The organism is Pseudomonas sp. NPDC087615 (assembly GCF_044743445.1).
In the GTDB taxonomy this organism is placed as follows: domain Bacteria; phylum Pseudomonadota; class Gammaproteobacteria; order Pseudomonadales; family Pseudomonadaceae; genus Aquipseudomonas; species Aquipseudomonas baetica_A.
Genome location: NZ_JBIUWM010000025.1, coordinates 13,528 through 37,476, shown reverse-complemented (window position 1 = coordinate 37,476; position 23,949 = coordinate 13,528). Strand labels below are relative to the sequence as shown.

Here is a 23,949-nt window from a genome sequence, read left to right as displayed (position 1 = left end):
AATCTGCCGAAGCGCCCTTGAAACCGGCAAAAGCGGTGAAAGCTGCGAAGTAATCAATGCCCGAATTGAATAGGCCCTGAGTCGAATGGCTCAGGGCCTTTTTCATGCCGATGAAACTCAGCGATACAACACTTTCTCCGCCAACTCATCGGCCACCCTCGCCGGTGAGCGTTTTTCCGCCTGGGCATGGGCAAACACTTCAGTCAGCCGCGAGCTGATTTTCGACAGATGCGCAGTGATCGTCGGCAACTCTTCGCCGCGATGCTTCAGTGAAACGTAGATCAGGCCGCCGGCATTGATCACGTAATCGGGGGCATACAGAATCCCGCGCCGCTCCAGTTGATCCGCCACGTCCAGATGCGTCAGCTGATTATTCGCCGATCCCGCCACTGCCGAGCAACGCAGTTGCGTGACCGTGTGACTGTTGAGCACACCGCCCAGCCCACACGGCGCCAGAATGTCGCAAGGCGTGCAGAGCAGCGCATCGTTGGCGACTGGATGGGCGTTGAGTTGCTCCATCGCCAGTTGCACCTTGCCGTGGTCGATGTCGCTGACCAGCAGTTCGGCGCCCGCCGCGTGAAGCTGCTCGGCCAGTGCGTAACCGACATTGCCCAAGCCCTGAATCGCAACGCGCAGACCTTCGAGGTTATCGCAGCCCAATCGCGCCATGGCGGTGGCACGAATCCCGGCGAACACGCCCATTGCCGCGTGTGGCGCCGGGTCGCCGGCCGAGGTGGTGCTGGTGACGTGTTGGGTCTGCTGGGCGATGCAATCCATGTCCGCCACGCAAGTACCACTGTCGATGGCGGTGATGTAGCGACCGTCGAGTTGATCAATGCAGCGGCCGAAGGCTTCAAATAACGTCCCGCGATTTTCCACATGCACCGGGCGCACAATCACCGCCACACCACCGCCCTGCGGCAGCCCGGCCAGCGCAGCTTTGTAGCTCATGCCCTGAGCGAGACGAATGGCGTCTTCGACGGCTGATTCGTCATTGGGATAGGCAAGATAACGACATCCGCCAAGGGCCGGCCCGAGGCGACTGTTATGGATGGCAATGACCGCCTTCAACCCGGAGACCGGGTCAACGCTCAGGTGCAGCGATTCCAGGCGAGTGCTTTGCATGAGCGCAAACATCGTTGGGCTCCCGAATCACTTCTTGTAGAACGCCAGTATAGGCTTGCGCCCGAAAATTGCTGCAGCGCACCGGAATAAGCGCCCGTGCGGACAATGGGTTTGCGGCATATATCCAGACTGGCGCAGCCAGGCACTGGACGAATGGCATGGACGGGGCTAAAACGGGGCATTACCCGGAGATTCTGATGAGTGCGCGCCAACGTTTTTTCGAGTGTCTGCACCGTTCACCGCCTGCGCTGTTCGACGCCGCGCTGTGGATCGCGGCCGAGCACGATACAACCGTCAATCCCGAGGCGCTTATGCAGGACTTCAAGGAATTGCAGCAACGGGTCAGCTATGGCTTGCCGATGTTGCCGGTCAGCGAACTGGCGCAGCCGCTATTACGGCGGATGACGGAGCTCGGCTTCGCTCAGGACGACTTCCTCCCGCTGCGCCCACAGGCCGCGTTATTGCACAAAGTGTTGCAAACCCGTCGCGGCCAGCCTTTGGTGTTGGCGTTGATTGCGCTGGAACTGGCGCGCGCGCTGGAAATTCCACTGGTCGGGGTTAACTTCCCCGGGCACTTCCTGCTCCGGGTACCCGGTGCCGATCACTTGCTTGACCCCTGCGGTGGTCGACGCCTGTACCCCAACGACTGTCGAGAACTGTTGCAGCGCCAATACGGCCCGAACATGAAGCTCAACGCCGACCATCTGCTGACTGCCACGCCGGTGCAGATGCTTCAACGCCTGTCGCGCAACCTGCGCCAGTTGTACCTGTCCCACGATGACTTTATCGCGGCCCTGATCGACGCCGAACGCGTGCTTGAGCTGGGCGACGCCAACGCCGCCGATTACCTGGCGCGCGCCAGTCTTTATCAGCGGCTCGACTGCCCAAATGCCGAACGCTTCGATCTGGAGCATGCGCTACTGCTCAGTGATGACCCGATTCAGCGCTTGCGTCTGACGGAACGGCTTGGGCATCTCCCACCCAATTCTGTCGTCCACTGATCCCTTGTGGGAGCTGGATTGCTCGCGGATGCGGTGTATCAGTCAAAATCTCTGTGTCTGACACGGTGCTTTCGCGAGCAAGCCCGCTCCCACAGGAATTTACGGTGTATCTGGCTGGTTGGCGGGATGCGCCTTGATGAACGCCGGATGTTCAGCGGCCAATGCCGCCACGCGGCGAATCCGCGGATAAGCCTGCAGCGAAACATTGAACCGCTGCGCGGCATACAACTGCGGGATCAGGTAGACGTCCGCCACGCATGGCCACTCACCGAAACAGAAACCGCTGTCACCGATCAACTGTTCCACCGTCGCCAGCCCCTGCCCGATCCAGTGACTGATCCACTCCACCACCTGCGGCTCATCGTGCCCCAACTGACGTAGACGATTAAGCACGCTGACGTTGTGCAGCGGATGCACATCGCAGCCGATCACCGCCGCCACGCCGCGCACATGCGCACGGGTAGCAAGGTCTTCGGGCAAAAGAGGCCTCTGTGGATAACGCTCTTCCAGATACTCGATGAGCGCCGGCGACTGAATCAGCAGTTCGCCTTCGTCAGTACGCAACGCCGGCACCCGCCCCTGCGGATTGATCGCCAGATACGCCGCTTGCCGATGCTCGCCACCGGGCGGTGCAATCAGGTTGACCGGCAGTGCCTGGTAGTCGAGCCCCTTGAGCGCCAGCGCGATCCGCACCCGATACGACGAGGTCGAACGGTAATAGGTATAGAGATCCATGAGCCGCTCCTGTCAGCGCGCCGGCAGCACTTTACCGCGGCATTCGCCGAAGCCGATGGAAGCAAAACCGTCACGGACGCAGCGCGCACGCAGGATGATTTCGTCGCCGTCCTCAAGAAATTTGCGCACTTCACCGGACGCCAGTTCTATCGGCTTTTTGCCGCCCTCGGTGATTTCCAGCAGGCTGCCGAACTGACCGTTTTCAGGACCGGACAAAGTGCCAGAGCCGAACAGATCACCGGCCTGCAACTGGCAACCGTTGACGCTGTGGTGCGCAACCATTTGCGCGACGGTCCAGTACATGTAGCGGGTGTTGCTCAGTGTCAGGCGATGGGCCGGCAGGTTTTGCTCGCGCATGGCTTCGGTAAGCAGCAACACTTGCAGTTCGATGTCGAAGGCGCCAGCGTCCTGATCGCGTTTGTCGAGCAGGTAAGGCAGCGGCTGCGGATCACCTTGCGGGCGCGCAGGTTGCGCGGTGCGGAACGGCGCCAGCGCTTCGGCGGTCACCACCCACGGCGAGACGCTGGTGATGAAGCTCTTGGACAGGAACGGGCCCAGCGGCTGATATTCCCACGCCTGAATGTCGCGAGCCGACCAGTCGTTGAGCAGGCAGAAACCGGCGATGTGCTCAGCCGCATCACCGATGGCAATCGAATCGCCCATCTCATTGCCCTGACCGATCCAGATCCCCAGTTCCAGTTCATAGTCCAAGCGAGCGCACGGGCCAAAAGTCGGTTCGGTTTGACCGGCGGGCAGCGTCTGGCCTTTGGGGCGGCGCACGTCGGTGCCGGAGGCGCGCACCGTCGAGGCGCGACCGTGGTAGCCGATCGGTACGTGCTTGTAGTTGGGCAGCAGAGGGTTGTCGGGGCGGAACAGTTTGCCGACGTTCTGCGCGTGTTCGATGCCGACGTAGAAGTCGGTGTAGTCACTGATGCGCGCCGGCAGATGCATCTGGCAGTCCACGGCCAAAGGCAGCAGTGTTGCCCCTTGGGCTTCGATATTGCCGCGCTCGGTGCTGCCTTCTTCAAACAATTCAAGCAGACGCTGGCGCAGCGCCGCGCGAGCCGGGCGACCGAGTTCGAAGAACGCATTGAGCAAACCGCCCTTCATGGCTTCGACGGCACTTCGCGCTGCACCGTCGAACAGACCGGCCTCAAGCGCCACTTGCAGATCGAAGACGTGATCGCCGATCGCGACGCCAGCGCGCGGCACCAAACCGTTGACACTGAACACGCCGAGCGGCAGGTTCTGCAGCGGAAAATCGGCGTGGCCGTTGGCCGAAGCAACCCAACTGCGGGTGATGGAATTCTGAGTCATGGGTTATCTCCGGGTCGGGTCGAACGTGGCGGGCAGTGTGGCCCAGCAGGCGTCGTAATTGGGTTGCAGTTGTGGGCAGTCGAGGGCGAAGCGGCTTGGGCGCAGCACCTGACTGGTCTCGAACATGAAGGCCATGGTGTTATCGATTTTCGCCGGTTTGAGTTCGGCGTTGATGGCCTTGGTGCAGGTCTCACCGTCCGGGCCGTGGGCGCTCATGCAACTGTGCAGCGAGGCGCCGCCAGGCACGAAGCCTTCAGCCTTGGCGTCGTATTCGCCCTGGATCAGGCCCATGAATTCGTTCATCAGGTTGCGGTGGAACCACGGCGGACGGAAGGTGTTCTCGGCCACCATCCAGCGAGGCGGGAAGATCACGAAGTCGAGGTTGGCCAGACCGTGCACGCTGGTCGGAGAGGTCAGTACGGTGAAGATCGACGGGTCGGGATGATCGAAACTGACCGTGCCGATGGTGTTGAAGCGGCGCAGATCGTATTTGTACGGCACGTTGTTACCGTGCCAGGCGACCACGTTCAGTGGCGAATGATTGAGTTCGGTGGCCCACAACTGCCCAAGAAATTTCTGCACCAGCGTGGTCGGTTGTTGCAGATTTTCGTAAGCAGCGACCGGGGTCAGGAAATCCCGTGGGTTGGCCAGGCCATTGCTACCGATTGGCCCCAGATCCGGCAGGCGCAGCGGCGCGCCGTGGTTCTCGGCGATGTAGCCGCGTGCTTGCGGGTCAAGCAGTTCGACGCGGAATTTCAGACCGCGTGGCAGCACGGCGATTTCCAGCGGCGCCACTTCCAGCACACCCAGTTCGGTGGCTATGCGCAGGCGACCGAGTTGCGGCACCAGCAGCAGTTCGCCGTCGGCGTTGAAGAACACACGCTCCATTGAGCGGTTGGCGGCGTAGTTGTAGATGCTGATGCCATCGGGTTTATCGGCGCCGGCGTTGGCGGCCATGCTCACCAGACCGTCGATGAAGTCGGTCGGTTCGCTCGGGATATCCAACGGGTTCCAGCGCAGACGATTGGGGGTCACCTCGCCTAACGGCCCACCAGCCAGTTGCCGTTCAAGTTTGACGAACGCCGGGTGATTGGCCGATGGCTGAATGCGGTACATCCAGGTACGCCGGGCTTCACTGCGGGTCATGGTGAACGCAGTACCGGAAAACAACTCGGTGTAGAGGCCGTAGGGGGCTTTTTGCGGGGAGTTCTGGCCGACGGGCAGCGCGCCGGGCAACGCTTGAGTGCTGAATTCGTTGCCGAAACCGGACTGATAAGCCAGCGTCGACGCGGTTGAATCGAGGTTCATGGAGCCTCCTGAACAGGGAGTCGGCATGGCCCATCGCTCTGGCTCAGAGGTTTCGGCACGCCGGGGTTGTTATTATCGTAATTCGATTACGCATAACGTAATTTGCTCGCTATCCAGCGTCAAGCTATAAAGACGCCCATTCGTTCCGGAACCCGGCAGCATCATGGAAAAAACCAGCGACAGTCACGGCAAACAGAAAGTCCGCTCCGCCGAAGTCGGCACCGACATCCTCAAGGCCCTGGCCGAGTTGTCGCCCGCCACTTCCTTGTCGCGCCTGGCCGAGCACGTACAAATGCCCGCAAGCAAGGTGCACCGCTACCTGCAAGCGTTGATCGCCTCGGGATTTGCCGAACAGAACCCCGCCACCAACCATTACGGCCTCGGCCGCGAAGCGCTGCGCGTGGGTCTGGCCGCACTCAACAGTATGGATGTGCTGAAAGTCGCGGCCCTGCCATTGGCCGAATTGCGCGACGAACTCAACGAAACCTGTTTCCTCGCGGTGTGGGGTAATCAGGGGGCCACCGTGGTGCACATCGAGCCGGCGGTGCGTGCGGTGACGGTGGTGACGCAATTGGGTTCAGTGCTGCCGCTGCTTAGCTCTTCGACGGGGTTGGTGTTCAGTGCCTATCTGCCCCACCGGGAAACCGATGAGTTGCGTGATCAGGAAGTGGCCGCTGTGGATCATCCACTGAAGGACGAAAAAACATACGCAACACTGTGCGAGCAGATCCGCGAACGTGGTTTGCATCATGTGCATGGCTTGCTGATGCCGGGGGTGGATGCGTTGTCCGCTCCGGTATTCAACGCTGTCGGACAGATCGCCGCCGTGATGACCATCGTCGGCCCGACCTCACTGTTTCACGCCGACGAAGACGGCCCGGCGGCGCAGCGGTTGTTGGCTGCGACGCGGGCCGTGAGTTGGCGGATGGGGTTCGACGCAGAGGCGCCGACAGTTCGCTAACAGGGTGTTACAGCAATACGGTTTTGCTGTCCCCCGCTGGCTCCTCCTGGAGAATTTCTTCAATTATCGCCAGAAGACGTTCATGGCCGAGGGTCTGGCCGGTCGCCGATCCAATCAGGCCGACGATTGCCTTGCCGTCACCCATGAGTTGAATCAGCGTCTTCTGCGCCTTGGTTGCTTCCTTGCCTCCAGGAATCAAAGACGCCAGGTCCAGTAGAGCCTCCTTGAAACTGTTGAAGGCCGTTTCTCGATCGCCATATCGGTAGGACTCGGCGCCTTCCAGTACGTTTTTGGTGATTTGCACCACGGAGAGTGCGAATCCAACGGGCGGGATTACCAAACTGACGACACTCGCAGCCAACGCCACCGAGTCATAGGCCAATTTGCCAATGATTTCGTTCAGACTGGTGGTTTGCGCGTTAATATCAGCAATGATCCGTTCGATACGTTCGTTATAACTCGCGCGCAACGACAGCACGCGGCTGTTGAGCTCAAGCACGGGTAGTTTTTCAGAAACATTGTTGAATTCAATGTTATTGATGAACGTCCCCATGATCCGTTGATCGACGTACTTGACCCGGTCGTAGAAGTACTGACCCAGCCCGTGTTCCTTGATCGCCTCGAAAAACCCGCTCAACGGTCGCAAGTAGACGCCGTCCGGCGCGTCAGGCGTATAAAGAATTTCACTGACTTTGCCGCCCTGTACCAGCCTGAAAACATACACACCCTCAACCAGACACCGTTTTACATGAAACTTGAAGACTGCACTGAACTGCACGGTCGAAGGCACTTCTCCGAAAGGCGGAAAAGAAGCAGGCGTCCCTTTATCGAAGTTCAGGATTAACGTGCGCAATTGCTCAGCCAACGTGAGGGTGATAGCACCGGCATAAAAACTCGACAACACCGAACGTTGCATTTCAACCTGTCGGGACTTGAAGTGAACTTCTTTCTTTAATTCATAATCGGGGTGCTGTTTATTTAAATAATCGGCACGCAGCATGGCGATGTACTTCTCTCCCGGGCGCAACGTTCTCGACCAACTGGCCAGTTGACGTATGTCCAGGTCGGGCAGTGCTGGATGCTTCGCGCCTACACGAAAGCGCGGATAAATCCCAATCACTTCGCCGCCACGATCATGGGCATAAAACTGCGTTTCCTTGATGATCAACTGGGTGAGCGTAATCGTCTCGTTTTCACTCAGATCAAGGAAGATCTCGTCCGGGTTTACCTGCACCGTTTTTCCGATGGTCTTTAAAAGATCTTCGATACGTTGCTTGATCAGGTCGTAACAGAAGCGCTCATAGGTCAGGATGCCCGCTTCGCGAGTGCCGATGGTGTAGAGCGCTTTCAACTCCGTATTCAAGCGGGCAAACGACTGGCGCATTTCATCAGGGGCGCTTCGATAGGCGGCAGGATGCGCGAGCGTTTCCTGTGCCAGGTCCCAGGCGATCTGATGGAAGATTGCCTCGACAAGAATGCCTTCCGGTGCGTCCGGCCATTCGGAAAACGTTACCCCTTTCCAGGCACTCGGAAGCTGCCGCAGCGTGGCCATGTATTTGGCCAGTGACGCCCTTTCCGCAGGTTGGGTTTGCGCCGCCAGATAGCTCTGCCCTTCGGCTGTTCTCACCCAGCCAGCCACATGAAATTCAAGTTCACGACTGTTGGGAAATTGATACCAGTCGCGCTCTTCCGGCGAGCCTGGGGCGTACAAGACGCAGTTGCCGTGGGGATTGGCCTTTTGCTGGAAAACCATCAGATCGCGGAAACCGAACCGGAAGCCATTCATCACGAAGGCCGATGCCGAAATACTCCGGTCTCCTTGCATAAAACGTTCGACCATCGCCATGTTTGGCTGATTGAGATGCCCCTGCACGGCAGCGCAAAAAGTGCTGTAGGCGATGCGCGCCCCCAAGACCTCCAGAAGCGCCATCTGCACGTCGTAATCGTTAAAGGCTTTACGGCGCGTGTCCCAGAAATCCGAGCGGATGTTGACAGACGCCAGCCAGTTTTCTACGCGCACAGGTGTCAAGCCGGAAGGAACCGGCCCTTCAAAAGCCATCTCGAAGCGTTGATTGCGATCATGTACGCCGAACAGCGCCAGTTCCACAAACGTGCGCTTGTCTTCCTGAACCAGGGTGCGCGCTCCGACCTTGATGGCATAGCGACAGGTGACCTTGATAGTTTCAGGATCAACCGAAACACCCAATGCACTGTTGATCCACTCTTTACTTCGTACAGCAGCATAGGCTTTCAGCGATGCTGCCTTATCCAGAAACTGATCACGCCGGGTTTCCTCAGCGCGCACTTGCTGTAGCAAATGGTCATGACGCTGCTTATTTTGTTCACTGGCACCTGACAGCCATGCGGGTCGAACTTCTGAAAAGCCATTGATAACGCTCATACCTAACTCCTTGGTCAACGATCAAGAAATGACACTGCGCCACTTCGATTGCGAGCAAGTTATCGAATATAAACAGCGAAAAAAATCCAACAGCCGTTACTGCAAGTTTTCAAACGTCATAAAACATCTCAGACAAACGCCAAAATAAATAATCCTCCACGTGGCTGTCACAAATTCAACTTAGATCGAGACCCAACAGCTTTGCACTTGCCACCGCTTGAGTTCTTCGTTCGACACCCAACTTTCCGTGTATACGCCTGGCATGAGTCTTTACGGTATGTAGCGAAATAAACAGTTCATCTGCAATCTGTTGATTGGAATAGCCTTTGGCGATCAGTCGTAAAACTTCAAGTTCTCGCTGGCTCAGCACGCCGTAGTTGCTTAATGTCTGCGTGGCTGCATCTTCAGCGATCTTGTTATTCAGTGCCTGCACCAGGTTCGGCTGGCGCAATTCCAGTTCACGCAACGCCTGGTGCAGGCCGTGATGAGCGACCCATTCAAGGCCCAGCTGCAAATAGTGTTGTGCGCCGGCCTGATCGCACTGCAGAAAGGCAACTTCGGCCAACGCCAGGAGCAAGTCAGTTTCGAGGGCGACCATTCTGCACTGCTTCGCGTCCGCCAATAACTGCTGAAGCCGGATGATAGGATTATTGGCGATGCGCAGACCCGTTTGCGCCAGGATCAGCAGGTATTCAACCCGTGGAATCAACTCGATGGTCGCCGGCGGTGCCTGCAATGCACCGGCCCCTTGATAGTGACGCAGCAGACGCGCCATCGCCTCGTTGGCCAGTTCGGCACGCCCTTGCTGAAGCCACAACAGACTGCTGATCTGCAACAACACCCCACGATAGACAGTCTCCGGAATCTGCCGCTGCTGCATCAGCCGCTGTGCATCGCGCAACCAGACAAATGCACCTTCAAAATCCGCCTGATTGGCCGCCAGTTGTGCCTGCCCCAGATAGCCATACAAAACCCGCTTGTCATGGTTGCGCTTGCAATCGTCGAGGCCGGACTGAAAAAAAACGGCCGCCAGGGCATCCTGCCCCTGACTGAGGGCCAGACGCCCCCGACGCAGTGCAATCCTGCCCAATAGCGGCGTCGGTCGATCCGATCGTCTGCCGAGCAGAGCGTGCACTCCGGCCAACAGACATTCGGCCCGCGCCGCCGCGCCACGCTGCTCCAATATTTGTGCATGATCGAGTTCAAGCAGCGCCTCGAAAACCAGCGAATTTTGCGCCCGCGCCAGACACAGCGCCTGCCGATTGTGGGCGTAGGCCACATCCATCTCCCCTCTCAAGAGCGCCTGTTGCGTCACCCCCGACAAACACATCACCCGCGCCATCCAGTGGTCGTCGTCGAGCGAATCCAGCGCCTCGGAAAAATGACTCTGAGCGCAAGTCATCTGCCCTTCCAGATGCAGCAGCCAGCCATTCAAGGTTTGCCAGCGCGCAATCAGTTGTCGTTCCAGCGCCGCCGAAGGTTGCGGCATGAACCTCGCCAGGTGCGCGATGCACTGCGTGGCCTGTTCGAACCGGCCGGCAAACAACAGCGCTGCGCTGATCAGCCCGACCAACTGCGGTGATCCCAAGGTCAATCCTTCGCCCTGAGATTCATGCAGGCGCAACAACAGCACCACAGTTTGCTCTTCAAAAAGATGCTCGAAGTTGAAATGCTGCAACAGGCTCACTGCCGTTTCGAATTCCTCGGCAAGCAACGCCTGCTCGAAAGCCGAACGCCAATCCCCGGTAGCGGCGAACCATTGGCAGGCCCGACGATGCCATGAACGGGACGCGGGCCAATGTTCATCGCGCATCACCTGCGCCAAAGGCGCGAAGATCTGTAGCCACTGCGACGATTCATTCCATGGCTCGATAAAGCAACCCAGCGTTTGCAGCGTTCGCAGGTAATCAGCCCCCTCACCGGCACCGAACAAGTGCTCACACAGTTCAGCGTTGAAACGCGGCAGATTCGCCAGTACCCGCCAGACTTCCGCCAGCTCCGGCGTCAAACCGCTGAACAGTTCGTGCTGCAGATAATCAAGCAAGGTTTCCACACGTTGCTGCGGTTGGGTGCTTTGCGACCAGTCGCATTTTTGCAGCAACGTCATTCGCACTCCGGCGCACCAGCCACCGGTGCGATGAACAATCCGTCCAGCCACATTGGCGGCCTGCTCGGCTGACAAATGTTTCAGTGCCTGGGCGATCTCGTCCTGGGTCAGCGCCAGCGTCGGGCTTTCACATTCATACAATTCGTCGTCCAGCAGCAACCGCGGCCAGTTGCATTGCGGACGCCGGCGAGTGCCGATCCACCAGGTTAATGCCGGGCTGCTGATTGTCAGCAAACGGTCGAGCAAGGCATCGAGCGACGGATCCGGCAGACGGCAGTAATCGTCAATGAATAGCCAGGTCGGTGTCGCCCAGTGAGCCAATGCCGCGATCAAGCCTGACTCGTCTGTTTCGGCCAGTCCCAGCACCTGCGTCAGTCGCCGGCACAATTCGCCGGTACCGAGTTGCGCCCCGGCCAGCGGCAACCACAACACCGCATGGGCGGTGGGTGCCTGAAGCAGGCATTCGGTAAGCAGCGCGCTTTTGCCACTGCCGGCGGGCGCACAAATGAGCCTGACCCGCGCCATCGACTCAAGCAGTGGCTCGCTCAATCGCAAGCGTGGCTGGTGATGGGAAGACAGTCTGGGCAGGAAACCGGGGCGATCCAGACACGGCGTCATGGCGGTCATCGGGTAAGCCTTCTTATTGTTTTGCAGCCACCCTAGCCCTCTGCTGTCAGCTTGTTGATAAATATTCAGCGCGCTGATTGGCAGCCATAAAAAAGGCGACCGCGCGGTCGCCTTTTGTACAGCCGTTGTATCCCAAACGTTACCGCACGCCCGCTGCGCGCAGGGCCGATGGCGTGTAGTCGGCAGCCTTGGCTTCGAAGCCGAATTCGAAACTGTGCTTTTCTTCGTTCTTCATCCCCAAGGCAATGTACCGGCCGGCAATGATGTCGTAGAGCGCTTCCAGGGTGTAGGCCTGTGCCTGGTGATCGTAGTAGTACTGAGCGTGCCCTTCGGCGACGCGCCACAGTTGGCCGCGACCGTCGTAGTGATCGACCAGCGCTACCTGCCAACTGTCCTCATCGATGTACATGTGACGCTTGGCGTAAATGTGCCGCTCGTTCGGTTTGACCGTACCGATCACCTCCCACACGCGATGCAGTTCATAGCGGGTCAGATCCTGATTGATGTGGCCAGCCTTGACGATGTCGTCGTACTTGAGTTTCGGCGAATCGAGTTTGTAGCTGTTGTACGGAATGTACATTTCCTTCTTGCCGACCAGTTTCCAGTCATAACGATCCGGAGCGCCGGAGAACATGTCGAAGTTGTCGGAGGTGCGCAGACCGTCCGCGGCGGTGCCCGGGCCGTCATAGGCCACTTGCGGCGCGCGGCGTACCCGGCGCTGGCCGGCGTTGTAGACCCACGCCAGACGCGGTTCCTTCACCTGATCGAGCGTCTCGTGAACCAGCAGCACGTTGCCGGCCAGACGTGCCGGCGCGGTGACTGACTGCTTGAAAAAGGTCAGGACGTTGGCGGCTTTTTCCGGGTCGAGATCTTTCATCAGTTGCGGCACGGCGATCTCTTCTTCGAAGCGGATCGGCGTGTAGCTGCCGTTGGTTTGTGGTGTGACCTGAGTGATGATCCGACGCAGATTCCCGCCGTGGTAACGGGTGATGTGGTTCCACAACACTTCAACGCCGTTCTTCGGAATCGGGAAGGCGTAGTAGCGGTTGCCGGTGAAATTGGCCAGGCCGTTGCCGTCATTGATCGTGGTCACGTTCAGCGCACTGCGTTTGGCTGACTCATAGATCTCAGGCGGCACGGCGACGGTGCGGTGGGTCGGGTAAACCGGGATCTTGTAGGTTTGCGGGTAGCGTTTGAACATCGCCACCTGACCGTCGGAGAGCTTGTCCTTGTACTGGTCGACATTGGCGGCGGTGATGGTGAACAACGGTTTTTCATTGGCGAACGGGTCGGCCAGGAACCCTTTGCTGTCGACCGCCCCGGCGTTTTTCGGGATGCCACCGGTCCATGCCGGAATCGAGCCATCGGCGTTACCGGCCTTCTCGGCGCCCAGCGGCGTGAGGCTGGTGCCAAGCTTGTTGGCTTCTTGCGGTGACACTGCCGCCATCACGTTGGCCGTCAGCAGGCTCAGGGCCAGGACACCACATTGCAGAATCATTTTGCGCATTGCATTCATCCTTCTCGGGCAGATCAGAAGTTCACGCCGAAGCTCAGGGCGACGAAGTCACGGTCTTCGAGGACGTTGTAATCGCCACCAAAGAAGTCGGTGTAACTGAGGCTCGCGGTGTAGGTGTTGCGGTAGTCGGCATCGACGCCGACGCTGATCGCTTTGGCGCCTTCGTTGAACAGGCCATTGGGGCCGTAACCGGCGACGTCATGCGACCACGACAGGTTCGGCTTGAGGTTGACCCCGCCAATCACGTTGGCGTAGTCGAGAATCGCCCGGGCGCGGTAGCCCCACGAAGTCGACGTGACGAAGCCATCGGTGTCGCCGCCGAAACCGTATTGGCCGTAGACCGAGTCGCGGCCGTAACGCAGCTTGCTGCGCGACTCCAGACCGCCGACCCGCACCACCGCCGCTTCACCGACGACGGTCAGGCGCTGGGCACCTAATACCTGATCAAAGAAGTGCGTGAGGGTGCTCTGGATCTGGGTGATTTCCTTGCGGCGATACCCTTTGTTGTCAGCACCGGGCGAAGTCGACAGTGGCGAAGCAGCGCCCCCGGCAATCGGGTTGAGCAACGCCAAGGTCAGGTCGTTGGTGTTGACCTGCACCGGAGCGTTTGGCCGGTAGCTGATCTCGCCGGTCCACGCGGTGCCGGTGGGCAGTGTGGTAGAGAAACTGGCGCCGTACAGACGAATGTCTTCCGGGTATTGGAGGTAATACTGACCGCGTCCCAGCATCACGCTTTGCGCCAGTCCCGAGCCGCTGCCGGGGGCCAGACCATTGGCGATGCCGACCATGCCCGGCAACGCGGCAAGCGTCGAACGCCCGGCCGTGGTGGTGCCCACCGTCGGTGTGCGGCTGTGGTAGTTCATGAAATAGAGGCCGTATTCGGTGTCGTCGCCGAGCCAGCGCAACGCCGTGCCCCACTGCCCGGAATCCCGTGCATCGCGATCGCCGCCCCGGGGCACCACGACGCCTTCGCGAGTCACCTCAATGCCCTGACCGAAGGCCTTGGTCAACGGCACAAACGGCGCAATCGCGGGACTGCCGACGGTATACCCGTTGTTGCAACCGTCCGCCGCCACATCGACGCCGAAGAACGTACCGCAGTTGTCGAGAACGGTCTGGTCCCATTCCAGTTGGTAGAAACCTTCGACAGAGAGCTTGTCCGTCAGGCTTTGCGAGCCGAACAGCATGTTCACCGGGATCAGACCTTCCTTGATCTCGGCGCCAGGACGACGGAACGCCGACACGTCGATCGGGTTGATGCTGTTGATCGAGTTGCCGATGAAGGTACTTTCGCCCCAGCTCACCACTTGCTTGCCGGCACGCACGGTGCCCGGCAAGTCAGCGATGGAGTAGTTGTGATAGACGAACGCATCGAGAATCTGCGCGCCGGAAGACTTGGCGCCCTCCTTGCGCCCCTTGTCGCTGATCTGTTTGAACTCGCGGTCTTCATCCTTGAGTTCGAAGTCGTACCAGTATTTGCCACGCACAAACACCCCGGTGTCGCCGTACTTCAGTTCGAGGTCGTGAATGCCTTTGAAGATTTTCGAAAAGGTTTCGCCCTTCTTGAAGTTCAGGCGTCCGTCATCACCCGTCGAAGATTGCCCGGTACCACCGTTGACCGTGCCGACCAGCGACTTGTCAGCATCGCGCATGCCCCAGCTCGCACCGACCGACAGTGACGAGTCGAAGGTGCCCTCGATTTCCCCGATGTTGAACGAAACCGCGTGCGCCTGGGCACAGCAGCCCATAGCCACCGCGGCTGCCAGCGCCTGCGGTGTGAAGATGGCGCGCATTGTTCTTGTTTTCATGCGTCTTCCCCGGTGAGTGACAGAAGGCCCCACCCTACTGCCGGTTGACCGGGTCGATAAGCGCACCAAGGAGGTATTCGCGTTGTCGCTCGAAAGGATGAATACCCTTGCGGGTTAAGGCTTGGCGTCGTCCATGGGTCGGCTGGATGAAGGATCATCAGTGCCGCGCATGGTGCCGTTGGTGCGGGATGACTGTTACATGCCCCGTAACAGTTCATGTCCGCAATCGCTATTTTTCCTACAGACTCAAATCCGTATTCTGAGCGGGCTTTCACGGGACACGCCGCAAAGCACTCGGCCTTGGCGCCTTAACCACTCAAGCCATTGCTGACAGATTTCAGATCAGCCGAAGGTCTTCGGTTGATCGCCCCGGTGTTCACTGACGTTGATTTGTAGCTCCTTGATCCAACGTCTTACCTTGGCCGCTGCGTTTGCAGCGGCCTTTTTTATGGGTGACGGGTTTTAGCGGGGAGATGGCAGGGATGACGCAGCCCTGCCGATTGTTGCGCAGGGTTCAGAGCGAATATTTCTGCAAATTCGCCATCATTTCCTTCAGCGCCTCAATGTTGTCCTTGGGGTGCGCCGCGCCTTCAAAATCGCAAATCTGCTGCCAGTGCGCCGCGACATCGTCCGGCGAAAATCCAACACGCGGATCAAACCCGGCCCCCAAACTGCGCTCCCACCGCACCTTGCCCATCCAGCCACCACCGACCTCAAACAGCCCGGAAGTCTCCTGGCACTGTTCACTGGCCAGATACACCACCAACGGACTGACCAGTTCCGGCTTCAGTTGCTCGAATACTTGCGGCGGGATCAGGCCTTCGGTCATGCGCGTGCCGCCAGTCGGGGCGATGGCGTTGACCAGAATGTTGTTCTTGCGGCCCTCGATGGCAAGGGTGCGTGTCAAGCCGTACAGGCCAAGTTTGGCCATGCCGTAGTTGGACTGGCCGAAGTTGCCATAGATGCCTGAAGTCGACGCGGTGAAAATCACTCGACCGTAGTTTTGTTCACGCAGGTGCGGCCACGCGGCGCGGGTGACTTTGTAGGCGCCTTCGACATGGACGCGGTAAACCAGATCCCAGTCGGTATCGTCCATTTTGTGGAAGGTCTTGTCGCGCAGGATCCCGGCGTTGTTGACCACCACGTCGACGCGGCCAAAGACGTCGAGGGCGTTCTGCACCAGTTTGTCGCCGTCAGTGACCGAGTCGTGGTTGGCTTCGGCGATGCCGCCGGCCTCACGAATTTCCGCCACCACGCGGTCGGCGGCGCTAGCATTGGCGCCTTCGCCCTGGGTCGAGCCACCGAGGTCATTGACCAGCACTTTGGCGCCCTGTTTGGCGAACAGCAGTGCATGCGCCCGTCCAAGACCGCCACCGGCTCCGGTGACGATTACGACTTTATCTTCGAAACGCACAGACTCATTCATCAGGGCAACTCCAGCAGGCCAAAGGACAGAGAGCCCGAGTGTCAGGCACGGGGCTTTGGGTCACAACGAACACGGCTGAGGCTGAATGGTGCGCGATAAGGTGAGGGGATGATGCCAAGCAAGATCAATAGATCGCTGGCGGCGATCCATTGATCTTTCAGGAGCACGCCACTTTGCGCGGCGGCAGCACCAAACGGTCGCGGAACGCCAGGTAATGCGTGAGCACCTGCACCGGCGCTTCGGTCTGCGGATAGTGACCAATACCCGGCAACAGCACGGTGTCCGCGTCTGCAATCAACTCCCGGTACCGCTCGACCATGTGCGCACCGGAGATCGGATCGACTTCGCCATCGATCACCCGCAACGGGATTTCGCCACGCTGCATGGCCGCCACCCAACGGTCGCGCTGCACGCGACGCTCGGGGATGTAGCCAATCAGCTTGTGCATGATGCGCGGGCCTTGATGGGTGTCGATCAGACTCCAGAAATCATCCAGTTCGCTCTCGCTTGGCCGGGTCTGCGGGCCGAAAATCTGTCCGAAACTTTTCACCAGCGCGTCTCGGGTGAAAGCGCGACCGATCATCCAGCCTAAAGGGCTGAGCAGCAGTTTTTGCATCAACACCGGGCGGTGGGTTTCCGGGAACAGTCCACCGTTGAGGAACACGCAACTGGCGACCTTGATGTGCGCCTCGTAATGCCGGGCGAGCAGTTCCTGCGCGACGCTGTCGCCATAGTCATGAGCGAGGAGGTGTACCGGCTGCTCGACCTGCAGATGCGCGAGCAACGCCTGTTGCAGATCGGCTTGTTCCAGCAGGCTATAGCGGTGATTGACCGGTTTGGCCGAGTCGCCGAAACCGAGCATGTCACAGGCGATCACGCGATACCGTTGAGCCAGTGGCTGCCACAGGTAATGCCAATCCCAACTGGCGGTCGGGAAACCATGGATCAGCAGCAGCGGCTCACCCTGCCCCGCCGTCCAGTAACGGATCGACTGACCACGAAAAACAAAGGTCTGGCTGCGCTTGCGCCAGACACACAACGGAATCTCGGCAAGAGGCATCAGAGTTGATATCCAGGGTTCTGTTTATCGAGTTTGCGCAGCAATGCCGGCCACGCCAGCGCGCCACCCATGCCTTGAGCACTTTTGGTGACGCCGGCGATCATCGCTTTGGCGCCCGCCAGAACCTGCGGTTCGATGGCAATGAGTTCAGCGCCGCCGGTCTGCGCCATCACCTGAATGTCGCAGGCACGCTGGAAGGTGAACATCATCAGAAAAGTGTCAGCGATAGTGCCGCCACAGGTCAGCAGACCGTGGTTGTGCAGCATGAGGAAATGGTTATCGCCGAGGTCGGCCTGCAAGCGCGCCTTCTCCTCGTGATTGAGGGCCACGCCTTCATAGGCGTGATAAGCGAGGCTGGACAGGACAAACAGCGATTGCTGACTGATCGGCAGCACACCCTGCTTTTGCGCCGACACCGCAACCCCCGAGGCCGTGTGCGTATGCAGCACGCAAACCACATCGTGTCGAACTTCGTGCACGGCGCTGTGGATGGTGTAACCGGCGGGGTTGATTTCGTAAGGACTGTCCATGAGTTTGTTGCCGGCCTGATCGACTTTCACCAGGCTTGATGCGGTGATCTCGTGGAACATCAGGCCAAACGGATTGATCAGGAAATCTTCGGTGCCCGGCACCTTGGCCGAAATGTGCGTGAAGATCAGATCATCCCAGCCATGCAGCGCGACCAGGCGATAACAGGCGGCGAGATCGACTCGGGTCTGCCATTCCGCAGCGCTGACCTGATCTTTGACATTTAGGGACGATTGGACGGGGGCTACGCTCACTGTATGCACCTCTGCGTTCTTATTGTTCTGCACGTGTGAGCAGTCTAGTCAGGCGCAGGCCATCGCGTAGTTGCATTGGCAGCCAGCTTGATGACTGAACGAGTCAGCCCGGCAAACAGCTTGGATCCGTGTCAAAGCAACGACGCCAACAAAGGGGCCGCGAACAGATTGAGCAACCCGGTGAGGACCATCACCAGCCCCGCCACCGAGCCCTCCTCACCGCCCACTTCATGGGCGCGGCTGACACCGGCGCCATGGGCACCGACACCGAACAGGGCGCCACGGGCCAAGGCACTGCGCACTGGCAACCACTTCAAAAGAACGCCGCCGAGCATCGCGCCAAACACCCCGGTAAACATCACGAACACCGCCGTCAATTCCGGTACGCCGCCGAGATCATGAGCCAGCGGCATGGCGAATGGCGTGGTGATCGAGCGCGGCACCAGCGACATCGTCACCGAACTGTCCAGTGCCAGGGCCTTGGCCAGTCCGAACGAGGTGGCGATTGATGCCGTGCTGCCGGCAACCATTCCGAGCATCAATGCAGGCCAGTGCCGCATCAACAGATGCCGCTGCTGCCAGATCGGCACGGCGAAGGCGACTGTCACCGGGCCGAGCACCCGCATCAACCAATGGGTGTTGCTGGAATACTCGGCGTAAGCGGTGTGCAGCGGCACGGCCAGCGCCAACAACAGCGTTGGCACCAGAATCAGCGGCGACAGCAGGTAACGGCCGGTGCGCCGATAAATCCAGCGGCTGAACAGGTACGCCAGCAGGGTGAATGCGAGCCAGAACACTGGCATCAGTTCAAGCTTCACGGGACCGCCTCAGGCGCACGGCCCATTCAACGGTGAACGCCGTCACCAGCATGACCATCAACGTGCTGGCGGCGATCACCAACAGAATCCGCCAACCGTCATTGCGCAGCAGCGCACCATAATCAAGCAGGCTCATCAGCGCCGGGATGAAGAACAGCAGCATCTCCGCCATCAGCAGCCCCGCGCCCAATTGCAATGCCGCCGGTTTGACCCAGCCGAAGGCGAACGCCAGCAGCAACAGCGCCATGCCGATCACGCCACCGGGAATCGGCCACGCCAGCCAAGCGGCGAGTTGGCAGCCAAGCAAGTAGAGACCGAGTAACACGGCCAGTTCGGCACTAAGACGGGAGAGATACTTTAAGGGTGCGGCGTTCATGGTTTTGCTCCTGACAGGGGCTTATTTTACGAACCGAGCACCCATCCCAGAAGCGAATTGTTAGACTCGAAGCCATTCCAAAAAGGAATCAGGCCATGGAATTCAAACAACTGCGCAGTTTTGTCGAAGTCATGCATCAGGGTGGCTTTACCCAGGCCGCGAAAACCCTGCACATCAGCCAATCAGCCGTGAGCAAACAAGTCGCACAACTCGAACTAAGCCTGGGCACCCCGTTGCTCGAACGGCTGGGTTCGCAGTTGCGCCTGACCGCCGCCGGCAGCGTGGTGTTGCAACGAGCCGAAGGCATGCTGCGCTTGCGCAATGAATTGCTCAGCGAACTCGACGACCTCAGCCATCTGGCCCGTGGCGAATTGCGCCTGGGCCTGCCGCTGTTGGGCAGTGACACGTTATTCGCCGGGCTGTTTGCCGAATACCGTCGGCGCTATCCGAATATCAAGATCCAATTGCTTGAAGGCGGTAGCCGCCATATTGAGCAAGCCGTGTTGAGCGCAGAACTGGAATTGGGCGGCAGTTTGTTGCCCAAGGATGCGCAGTTCGACTATCAGCCGTTCTGCGATGAGAAGCTCGATGCTCTGTTGCCGATGGATCATCCGTTGGCTGAGCGAGGCGAAATCGGTCTGGAAGAGTTGGCCGATACGCCGTTTCTGCTGTATCAACGCAGTTTTGTGCTCAATGATCGCTTGCTCCAGGCGTGCCAGCAGATGGGCTTCACACCGAAGGAAGGCGGGCGCAGTGGTCAGGCGGATTTTCTGGTGTCACTGGTGGCCGCCGGGCAAGGCGTGGTGTTGCTGCCCAGCGTGGTCGCGCGTGGGCTGGTGCGGCCAGGCGTCGTGCGCCTGACCCTGAAAGCACCGGACTCTCTGCGCTGGGATATCGTTTTCATCTGGCGTCAGGGCGCCTATCTGTCGAAAGCTGCGCAAGCCTGGTTGTCTCTGCTGCGCGAGCGGCCGGTCAGCCCTTGAGCGCGCCGATGAAATCAGCCAGCCAAGGCTCGGCGTCAGTTTCCGGTGTCACGCTTTCGCTGGCGTCGATGCGCAGCATGTCCTGCACTTCGCGCACGCCCAGTTCGCCGAACAGTTCGCGCATCTGCTCGCCGCCGCCGCAGAAGGTGTCGCCGTAACTGGCGTCGCCCAGCGCAATCACCGCCCCCGGCAAACCGCGCCAGGCAGCGGGTAATAGATCACGAAGGGTCGAATACAAAGGCTGCAGGTTGTCCGGCAACTCGCCCATGCCGGTGGTCGAGGTCACCGCCAGCAGCGCTTCAGGGCCAAAAGACTGAATGTCCGTCAAGCTGGCGCGCGAGTTGTAGAAGGTTTCAAAGCCGGCGGCTTTCAGCAGATTCTGGGCGTGGCGGGCGACTTCTTCGGCGGTGCCGTAGACCGAACCGGAGAGGATGGCGACTTTCATCAATCTGATCCTGGAGCTGAAAAAAAGAGCGTCGATATTAACAGCCTGAACGGCGAAGTTGCGATTAACTCCCAATAAGCGCTAATGACCTATAGACAGCCTCCGCCGATCTTCTAGAATGCCCGCCACTGACACCTCTGAAAGGATTCAAAGATGATCAACGCCAGCCTGCTGCAAATGGTGATCAACGCATCGAACGATGGAATTGTGGTCGCGGAAAAGGAAGGCGATCAGGACAACATCCTGATTTACGTCAACCCGGCCTTCGAGCGCTTGACCGGTTACGCCAGCGAGGAAATCCTCTATCAAGACTGTCGCTTTCTGCAATCCGGAGACAGGGATCAGGAAAACCTGACACTGATTCGCGAAGCGCTGCGCAATAGCGGATCTTGCCGGGAAATCCTGCGCAACTATCGCAAGGACGGCACACCGTTCTGGAATGAACTGTCGCTTTCAACGGTGAAAAACGCCGATGACAGACAAACCTATTTCGTCGGTGTTCAAAAAGATGTGACGGTTCAGGTCAAGGCCCAGCAACGCGTTGCGCAATTGGAAGCCCAGGTCGCCGCACTCAAAGCCGAACTGGCTGAACTGAAAGCGACAAACGGTTAAAACAAAACAGCGAACCAATTGTCATTAACTACAATCACCAAAGACTTTGTAACTATTCCTTTCGAGTCCGCCATGCAACGCGACGCCCTCCTCACTCAGGATGAGCTGGATTTCATCCAGACCATGCAACACAACCCGCAATTGAATGTGCGGGATGCGACGTCGAGCCTGCTGGTGAATGGTGGTTCGCAGATCCGTGACTTGCTCACGCGTCTGGCCGCTCACGAACAGGTCACCATCCAGGCCAACTTCGAAAATCAGCAGATGACCTTCCCGCTGCATTTGGTGGAGGACGAGTTTCACGCGCTGCATCTGCGCCTCGGCGTACCGAGCATTTACGAAGACGGCCCGATGGTTCGCCCATGGCGACTGGCTCTTGAAGAACCGGTGGCACTGGAGAACGCCAAAGGCCAGCCGGGCCCGCTGTGGGTACACGAGATCTCGCACAAAGGCGTATTGCTGGAAGTGCGCAACAAAACCAAACCGCCCAAGCATTTCGCTCTGTGGTTCAGCCCATCGGGTTATGAGCGGATTTCATTGCGTGGCCATTTCGAACGAGAAACCGAGCAAGGTTTCTTCGCCTACGAACTGAGCCAGACCGATGCCGATGAAACCGAACGCCTGCGCCAGTTCATCCTGCAACAACATCGCCTGACACACCCGGCCCTGCACACCTGAGCCTTTAAAACCTGACCTTCAGGTATCCAGCGTGCCCGCCATAAACTGCTTCAGACGCTGACGCATCGTCGCCCCTTCATTACCAATGCAACCGATTGAAGTTCCGGCCAGGCTCTCCTGCGCCAGATCGGAGGCATCCCCCGCCAGCAACACCTGACAATCAAGGCTCAACGCCAGCCGGCTCAAGCTCCGGGGAAGGTCGGCGCTCGGCGCGTGGTTGGAAAACAATACCAGTACCTCAGGCCGGGTCCTTTCGCAGACCAGGGTGAGTTCATCGAACGGCTGGCCGGTGGTCAGCACGCGGACCCCTGCGCCATTACCACTCAGGAACAGTGCCGTCACCAGCAGTTCCAGCTCTCGGCATTGTCCGGCCAAGGCACTGACAATCACCCTGCGCGGTTTCGAGCCGCGCAGCATGACGATCCGCTGCAATACCCGAGCTCTGAGAAATCCATCGAAGAACAGCCATTCGCTGGTTTGCCCGAAAGCATCTTGTCGCTGCAGCAGTTGCAGCCACAAGGGCATCAGAATGTCCTGGAACACGACGGGCAACGCATAAGAAGAAAAGATCTGACCGTAGACCAGATCCAGTTGCTGATCATCGAACGAACTGATCGCATCCTGCAGTTGCACCTGCCATTGCAGATAATCGGCCTGCACCCGATCGTCGGGGATGATGTGCGCCAGCACTTTCAACGGCTCGGTCTTGGCCAGAATCTTGCCGACTTTGCTGACGGACACACCACGATCGATCCAGTCGAGAATGCTGCGAACGCGCTCGATATCGGCCATCGAATACAAGCGATGCCCACTTTCGGTGCGTGTAGGTTGAATCAAACCATAGCGCCGCTCCCATGCACGCAACGTGACCGGGTTAACGCCGGTCAATCGTGCGACTTCACGTATGGGGAACAGATCTTCACATTCCAGCGCAATGGATGCCTGCGAAGCAGGGCTTTTGTCCGTGATGACAGACATAAGACAATCAACTTCCCTGTTGGCGAATTGGATCCCATTCTAACCTTGATGGGGCATTAAGATTCAAGCGATGAACAGCGACCAAAGTCGCTGGTTAAATCGGTAAAATCCGGAATATTCCTTGCATACTGTAAAACGCTGGCCACTACCCCCGGCCCTGCGTCAGGCGAAACTCCTACCCGGAGCGGCGCACTCGAAATACGGAGATATACAATGTCTACTTCCCCCGTCACGCTGATGGTTGCGCGTCGCGTCGCCGATGGACGCTATCAGGATCTGATCGCCTGGCTGCGCGAAGGTGAACAACTGGCCACCGACTTCCCCGGTTATCTCGGCTCCGGTGTGCTCGCTCCACCGCCCGGCGATAACGAGTTTCAAATCATTTTCCGGTTTGCCGATGAGCACACACTGCATGCGTGGGAGCATTCGGCCTCGCGTACTGCCTGGCTGGATCGTGGCAGCGACCTGTTTGCGCACCCGAAGGAGCATCGCGTCAGCGGCATTGAGGGCTGGTTCGGCGCCGATGCGATCGGCCAGCGCCCGCCACGCTGGAAACAGGCTGTCGCGATCTGGCTGGCGTTCTTCCCGGTGTCGCTGCTGTTCAACTTTGTCCTCGGTCCGCTGCTCAGTGAAATGAGCCTGCTGCCGCGGATGCTGATCAGCACGGCATGCCTGACGCCGCTGATGGTTTATTTCTTTATTCCATTGTCGACCCGATTACTGGCAAATTGGTTGAACCGCACGCCAGCGCGCCCCTTGCCGGTTACCCCTTGCGCCCAAAATCGCTGATCCTTCTGGGGGAGCGGGCTTGCTCGAACCCACCTGAAGTCGGTTCTGCAATAGGTGGGTCGCTCGTGTCGCTGTTATAGTTTTTACTTCAACCGC

Annotated in this window: 21 protein-coding genes; 6 read left to right on the top strand and 15 right to left on the bottom strand. The window is 59.0% G+C overall.

Annotated elements, in window-relative coordinates; translation table 11 throughout:
* Positions 1-117: 117 nt before the first annotated feature.
* The gene (locus ACIOU6_RS14520) at positions 118-1,137 is read right to left on the bottom strand and encodes a Glu/Leu/Phe/Val dehydrogenase dimerization domain-containing protein (protein ID WP_221729988.1); all 1,020 of its coding nucleotides are present in this window, start codon (positions 1,135-1,137) and stop codon (positions 118-120) included.
* A gap of 185 nt (positions 1,138-1,322) precedes the next feature.
* On the opposite strand from ACIOU6_RS14520, the gene ACIOU6_RS14515 reads away from it, so the two are divergent.
* A complete protein-coding gene (locus ACIOU6_RS14515; RefSeq protein WP_401137383.1) occupies positions 1,323-2,126 on the top strand; it encodes a SirB1 family protein in 804 nt (267 codons plus the stop codon).
* Between the two features lie 99 nt (positions 2,127-2,225).
* Here ACIOU6_RS14515 and maiA read toward each other — a convergent pair whose 3' ends face one another.
* From maiA to hmgA, 3 genes are read right to left on the bottom strand one after another with little or no spacing between them, the layout of a single operon-like run.
* Complete coding sequence (gene maiA, locus ACIOU6_RS14510; RefSeq protein ID WP_401137306.1) at positions 2,226-2,861, bottom strand: maleylacetoacetate isomerase; 636 nt, start codon at positions 2,859-2,861, stop codon at positions 2,226-2,228.
* Positions 2,862-2,873: 12 nt separating this feature from the next.
* Positions 2,874-4,178 carry a fumarylacetoacetase gene (fahA, locus tag ACIOU6_RS14505; protein ID WP_401137303.1) on the bottom strand — a complete coding sequence of 435 codons (1,305 nt, stop codon included), beginning with the start codon at positions 4,176-4,178 and terminating at the stop codon, positions 2,874-2,876.
* A gap of 3 nt (positions 4,179-4,181) precedes the next feature.
* Positions 4,182-5,486, bottom strand: a complete 1,305-nt coding sequence (hmgA, locus tag ACIOU6_RS14500; protein WP_401137300.1) for a homogentisate 1,2-dioxygenase — start codon at positions 5,484-5,486, stop codon at positions 4,182-4,184.
* Between the two features lie 163 nt (positions 5,487-5,649).
* Here hmgA and ACIOU6_RS14495 point away from each other — a divergent pair, with 163 nt between their 5' ends.
* Positions 5,650-6,447 (top strand): IclR family transcriptional regulator, encoded by a 798-nt coding sequence (locus tag ACIOU6_RS14495; RefSeq protein WP_401137297.1) that lies wholly within the window; start codon positions 5,650-5,652, stop codon positions 6,445-6,447.
* Between the two features lie 7 nt (positions 6,448-6,454).
* On the opposite strand, the gene ACIOU6_RS14490 is transcribed toward ACIOU6_RS14495, so the two are convergent.
* From ACIOU6_RS14490 to ACIOU6_RS14450, 9 genes are all read right to left on the bottom strand, one after another.
* Complete coding sequence (locus ACIOU6_RS14490) at positions 6,455-8,848, bottom strand: dermonecrotic toxin domain-containing protein (RefSeq protein ID WP_401137294.1); 2,394 nt, start codon at positions 8,846-8,848, stop codon at positions 6,455-6,457.
* Between the two features lie 175 nt (positions 8,849-9,023).
* Positions 9,024-11,582, bottom strand: coding sequence for a LuxR C-terminal-related transcriptional regulator (locus tag ACIOU6_RS14485; protein ID WP_401137291.1), 2,559 nt, complete (start codon positions 11,580-11,582; stop codon positions 9,024-9,026).
* Positions 11,583-11,721: 139 nt separating this feature from the next.
* The gene (locus ACIOU6_RS14480; protein ID WP_221729996.1) at positions 11,722-13,089 is read right to left on the bottom strand and encodes a DUF1329 domain-containing protein; all 1,368 of its coding nucleotides are present in this window, start codon (positions 13,087-13,089) and stop codon (positions 11,722-11,724) included.
* A gap of 23 nt (positions 13,090-13,112) precedes the next feature.
* Positions 13,113-14,906, bottom strand: coding sequence for a DUF1302 domain-containing protein (locus tag ACIOU6_RS14475; protein ID WP_221729997.1), 1,794 nt, complete (start codon positions 14,904-14,906; stop codon positions 13,113-13,115).
* 514 nt (positions 14,907-15,420) lie between these two features.
* Positions 15,421-16,332, bottom strand: coding sequence for an SDR family oxidoreductase (locus ACIOU6_RS14470; RefSeq protein WP_401137287.1), 912 nt, complete (start codon positions 16,330-16,332; stop codon positions 15,421-15,423).
* 157 nt (positions 16,333-16,489) lie between these two features.
* Entirely contained in the window at positions 16,490-17,392 is a 903-nt protein-coding gene (locus tag ACIOU6_RS14465) for an alpha/beta fold hydrolase (protein ID WP_401137284.1), read from the bottom strand.
* Entirely contained in the window at positions 17,392-18,174 is a 783-nt protein-coding gene (locus ACIOU6_RS14460) for a class II aldolase/adducin family protein (protein ID WP_221730000.1), read from the bottom strand. Before ACIOU6_RS14460 ends, ACIOU6_RS14465 begins: the two co-directional genes overlap by 1 nt.
* 131 nt (positions 18,175-18,305) lie before the next feature.
* Positions 18,306-18,992, bottom strand: a complete 687-nt coding sequence (locus ACIOU6_RS14455) for an LrgB family protein (protein WP_221730001.1) — start codon at positions 18,990-18,992, stop codon at positions 18,306-18,308.
* Complete coding sequence (locus ACIOU6_RS14450; protein ID WP_401137279.1) at positions 18,982-19,368, bottom strand: CidA/LrgA family protein; 387 nt, start codon at positions 19,366-19,368, stop codon at positions 18,982-18,984. Before ACIOU6_RS14450 ends, ACIOU6_RS14455 begins: the two co-directional genes overlap by 11 nt.
* 95 nt (positions 19,369-19,463) lie before the next feature.
* On the opposite strand from ACIOU6_RS14450, the gene ACIOU6_RS14445 reads away from it, so the two are divergent.
* The gene (locus ACIOU6_RS14445) at positions 19,464-20,351 is read left to right on the top strand and encodes a LysR family transcriptional regulator (protein ID WP_221730003.1); all 888 of its coding nucleotides are present in this window, start codon (positions 19,464-19,466) and stop codon (positions 20,349-20,351) included.
* Here the strand turns inward: ACIOU6_RS14445 and ACIOU6_RS14440 are convergent.
* Positions 20,341-20,796, bottom strand: a complete 456-nt coding sequence (locus ACIOU6_RS14440) for a flavodoxin (RefSeq protein ID WP_221730004.1) — start codon at positions 20,794-20,796, stop codon at positions 20,341-20,343. The two genes, ACIOU6_RS14445 and ACIOU6_RS14440, sit on opposite strands and share 11 nt — an antisense overlap.
* A gap of 153 nt (positions 20,797-20,949) precedes the next feature.
* On the opposite strand from ACIOU6_RS14440, the gene ACIOU6_RS14435 reads away from it, so the two are divergent.
* Positions 20,950-21,408 carry a PAS domain-containing protein gene (locus ACIOU6_RS14435; RefSeq protein WP_401137275.1) on the top strand — a complete coding sequence of 153 codons (459 nt, stop codon included), beginning with the start codon at positions 20,950-20,952 and terminating at the stop codon, positions 21,406-21,408.
* A 72-nt stretch (positions 21,409-21,480) separates the two neighbouring features.
* Positions 21,481-22,086, top strand: a complete 606-nt coding sequence (locus ACIOU6_RS14430; RefSeq protein ID WP_339432025.1) for a hypothetical protein — start codon at positions 21,481-21,483, stop codon at positions 22,084-22,086.
* A gap of 18 nt (positions 22,087-22,104) precedes the next feature.
* Here ACIOU6_RS14430 and ACIOU6_RS14425 read toward each other — a convergent pair whose 3' ends face one another.
* Entirely contained in the window at positions 22,105-23,064 is a 960-nt protein-coding gene (locus ACIOU6_RS14425; RefSeq protein WP_401137272.1) for a MerR family transcriptional regulator, read from the bottom strand.
* A 213-nt stretch (positions 23,065-23,277) separates the two neighbouring features.
* Here ACIOU6_RS14425 and ACIOU6_RS14420 point away from each other — a divergent pair, with 213 nt between their 5' ends.
* Entirely contained in the window at positions 23,278-23,853 is a 576-nt protein-coding gene (locus ACIOU6_RS14420; RefSeq protein ID WP_221730008.1) for an antibiotic biosynthesis monooxygenase, read from the top strand.
* The last annotated feature ends 96 nt before the right edge of the window (positions 23,854-23,949 follow it).

What these genes read in the sequence shown, in the direction of transcription:
- ACIOU6_RS14425 (WP_401137272.1), bottom strand. Translation starts at nt 23,064, where the DNA reads ATGTCTGTCATCACGGACAAAAGCCCTGCTTCGCAGGCATCCATTGCG.
- ACIOU6_RS14445 (WP_221730003.1), top strand. Translation starts at nt 19,464, where the DNA reads ATGGAATTCAAACAACTGCGCAGTTTTGTCGAAGTCATGCATCAGGGT.
- ACIOU6_RS14520 (WP_221729988.1), bottom strand. Translation starts at nt 1,137, where the DNA reads ATGTTTGCGCTCATGCAAAGCACTCGCCTGGAATCGCTGCACCTGAGC.
- ACIOU6_RS14465 (WP_401137284.1), bottom strand. Translation starts at nt 17,392, where the DNA reads ATGCCTCTTGCCGAGATTCCGTTGTGTGTCTGGCGCAAGCGCAGCCAG.
- ACIOU6_RS14450 (WP_401137279.1), bottom strand. Translation starts at nt 19,368, where the DNA reads ATGAACGCCGCACCCTTAAAGTATCTCTCCCGTCTTAGTGCCGAACTG.
- ACIOU6_RS14475 (WP_221729997.1), bottom strand. Translation starts at nt 14,906, where the DNA reads ATGAAAACAAGAACAATGCGCGCCATCTTCACACCGCAGGCGCTGGCA.
- ACIOU6_RS14430 (WP_339432025.1), top strand. Translation starts at nt 21,481, where the DNA reads ATGCAACGCGACGCCCTCCTCACTCAGGATGAGCTGGATTTCATCCAG.
- ACIOU6_RS14515 (WP_401137383.1), top strand. Translation starts at nt 1,323, where the DNA reads ATGAGTGCGCGCCAACGTTTTTTCGAGTGTCTGCACCGTTCACCGCCT.
- ACIOU6_RS14470 (WP_401137287.1), bottom strand. Translation starts at nt 16,332, where the DNA reads ATGAATGAGTCTGTGCGTTTCGAAGATAAAGTCGTAATCGTCACCGGA.
- ACIOU6_RS14490 (WP_401137294.1), bottom strand. Translation starts at nt 8,848, where the DNA reads ATGAGCGTTATCAATGGCTTTTCAGAAGTTCGACCCGCATGGCTGTCA.
- ACIOU6_RS14435 (WP_401137275.1), top strand. Translation starts at nt 20,950, where the DNA reads ATGATCAACGCCAGCCTGCTGCAAATGGTGATCAACGCATCGAACGAT.
- ACIOU6_RS14440 (WP_221730004.1), bottom strand. Translation starts at nt 20,796, where the DNA reads ATGAAAGTCGCCATCCTCTCCGGTTCGGTCTACGGCACCGCCGAAGAA.
- hmgA (WP_401137300.1), bottom strand. Translation starts at nt 5,486, where the DNA reads ATGAACCTCGATTCAACCGCGTCGACGCTGGCTTATCAGTCCGGTTTC.
- fahA (WP_401137303.1), bottom strand. Translation starts at nt 4,178, where the DNA reads ATGACTCAGAATTCCATCACCCGCAGTTGGGTTGCTTCGGCCAACGGC.
- ACIOU6_RS14420 (WP_221730008.1), top strand. Translation starts at nt 23,278, where the DNA reads ATGTCTACTTCCCCCGTCACGCTGATGGTTGCGCGTCGCGTCGCCGAT.
- ACIOU6_RS14480 (WP_221729996.1), bottom strand. Translation starts at nt 13,089, where the DNA reads ATGCGCAAAATGATTCTGCAATGTGGTGTCCTGGCCCTGAGCCTGCTG.
- ACIOU6_RS14495 (WP_401137297.1), top strand. Translation starts at nt 5,650, where the DNA reads ATGGAAAAAACCAGCGACAGTCACGGCAAACAGAAAGTCCGCTCCGCC.
- maiA (WP_401137306.1), bottom strand. Translation starts at nt 2,861, where the DNA reads ATGGATCTCTATACCTATTACCGTTCGACCTCGTCGTATCGGGTGCGG.
- ACIOU6_RS14485 (WP_401137291.1), bottom strand. Translation starts at nt 11,582, where the DNA reads ATGACCGCCATGACGCCGTGTCTGGATCGCCCCGGTTTCCTGCCCAGA.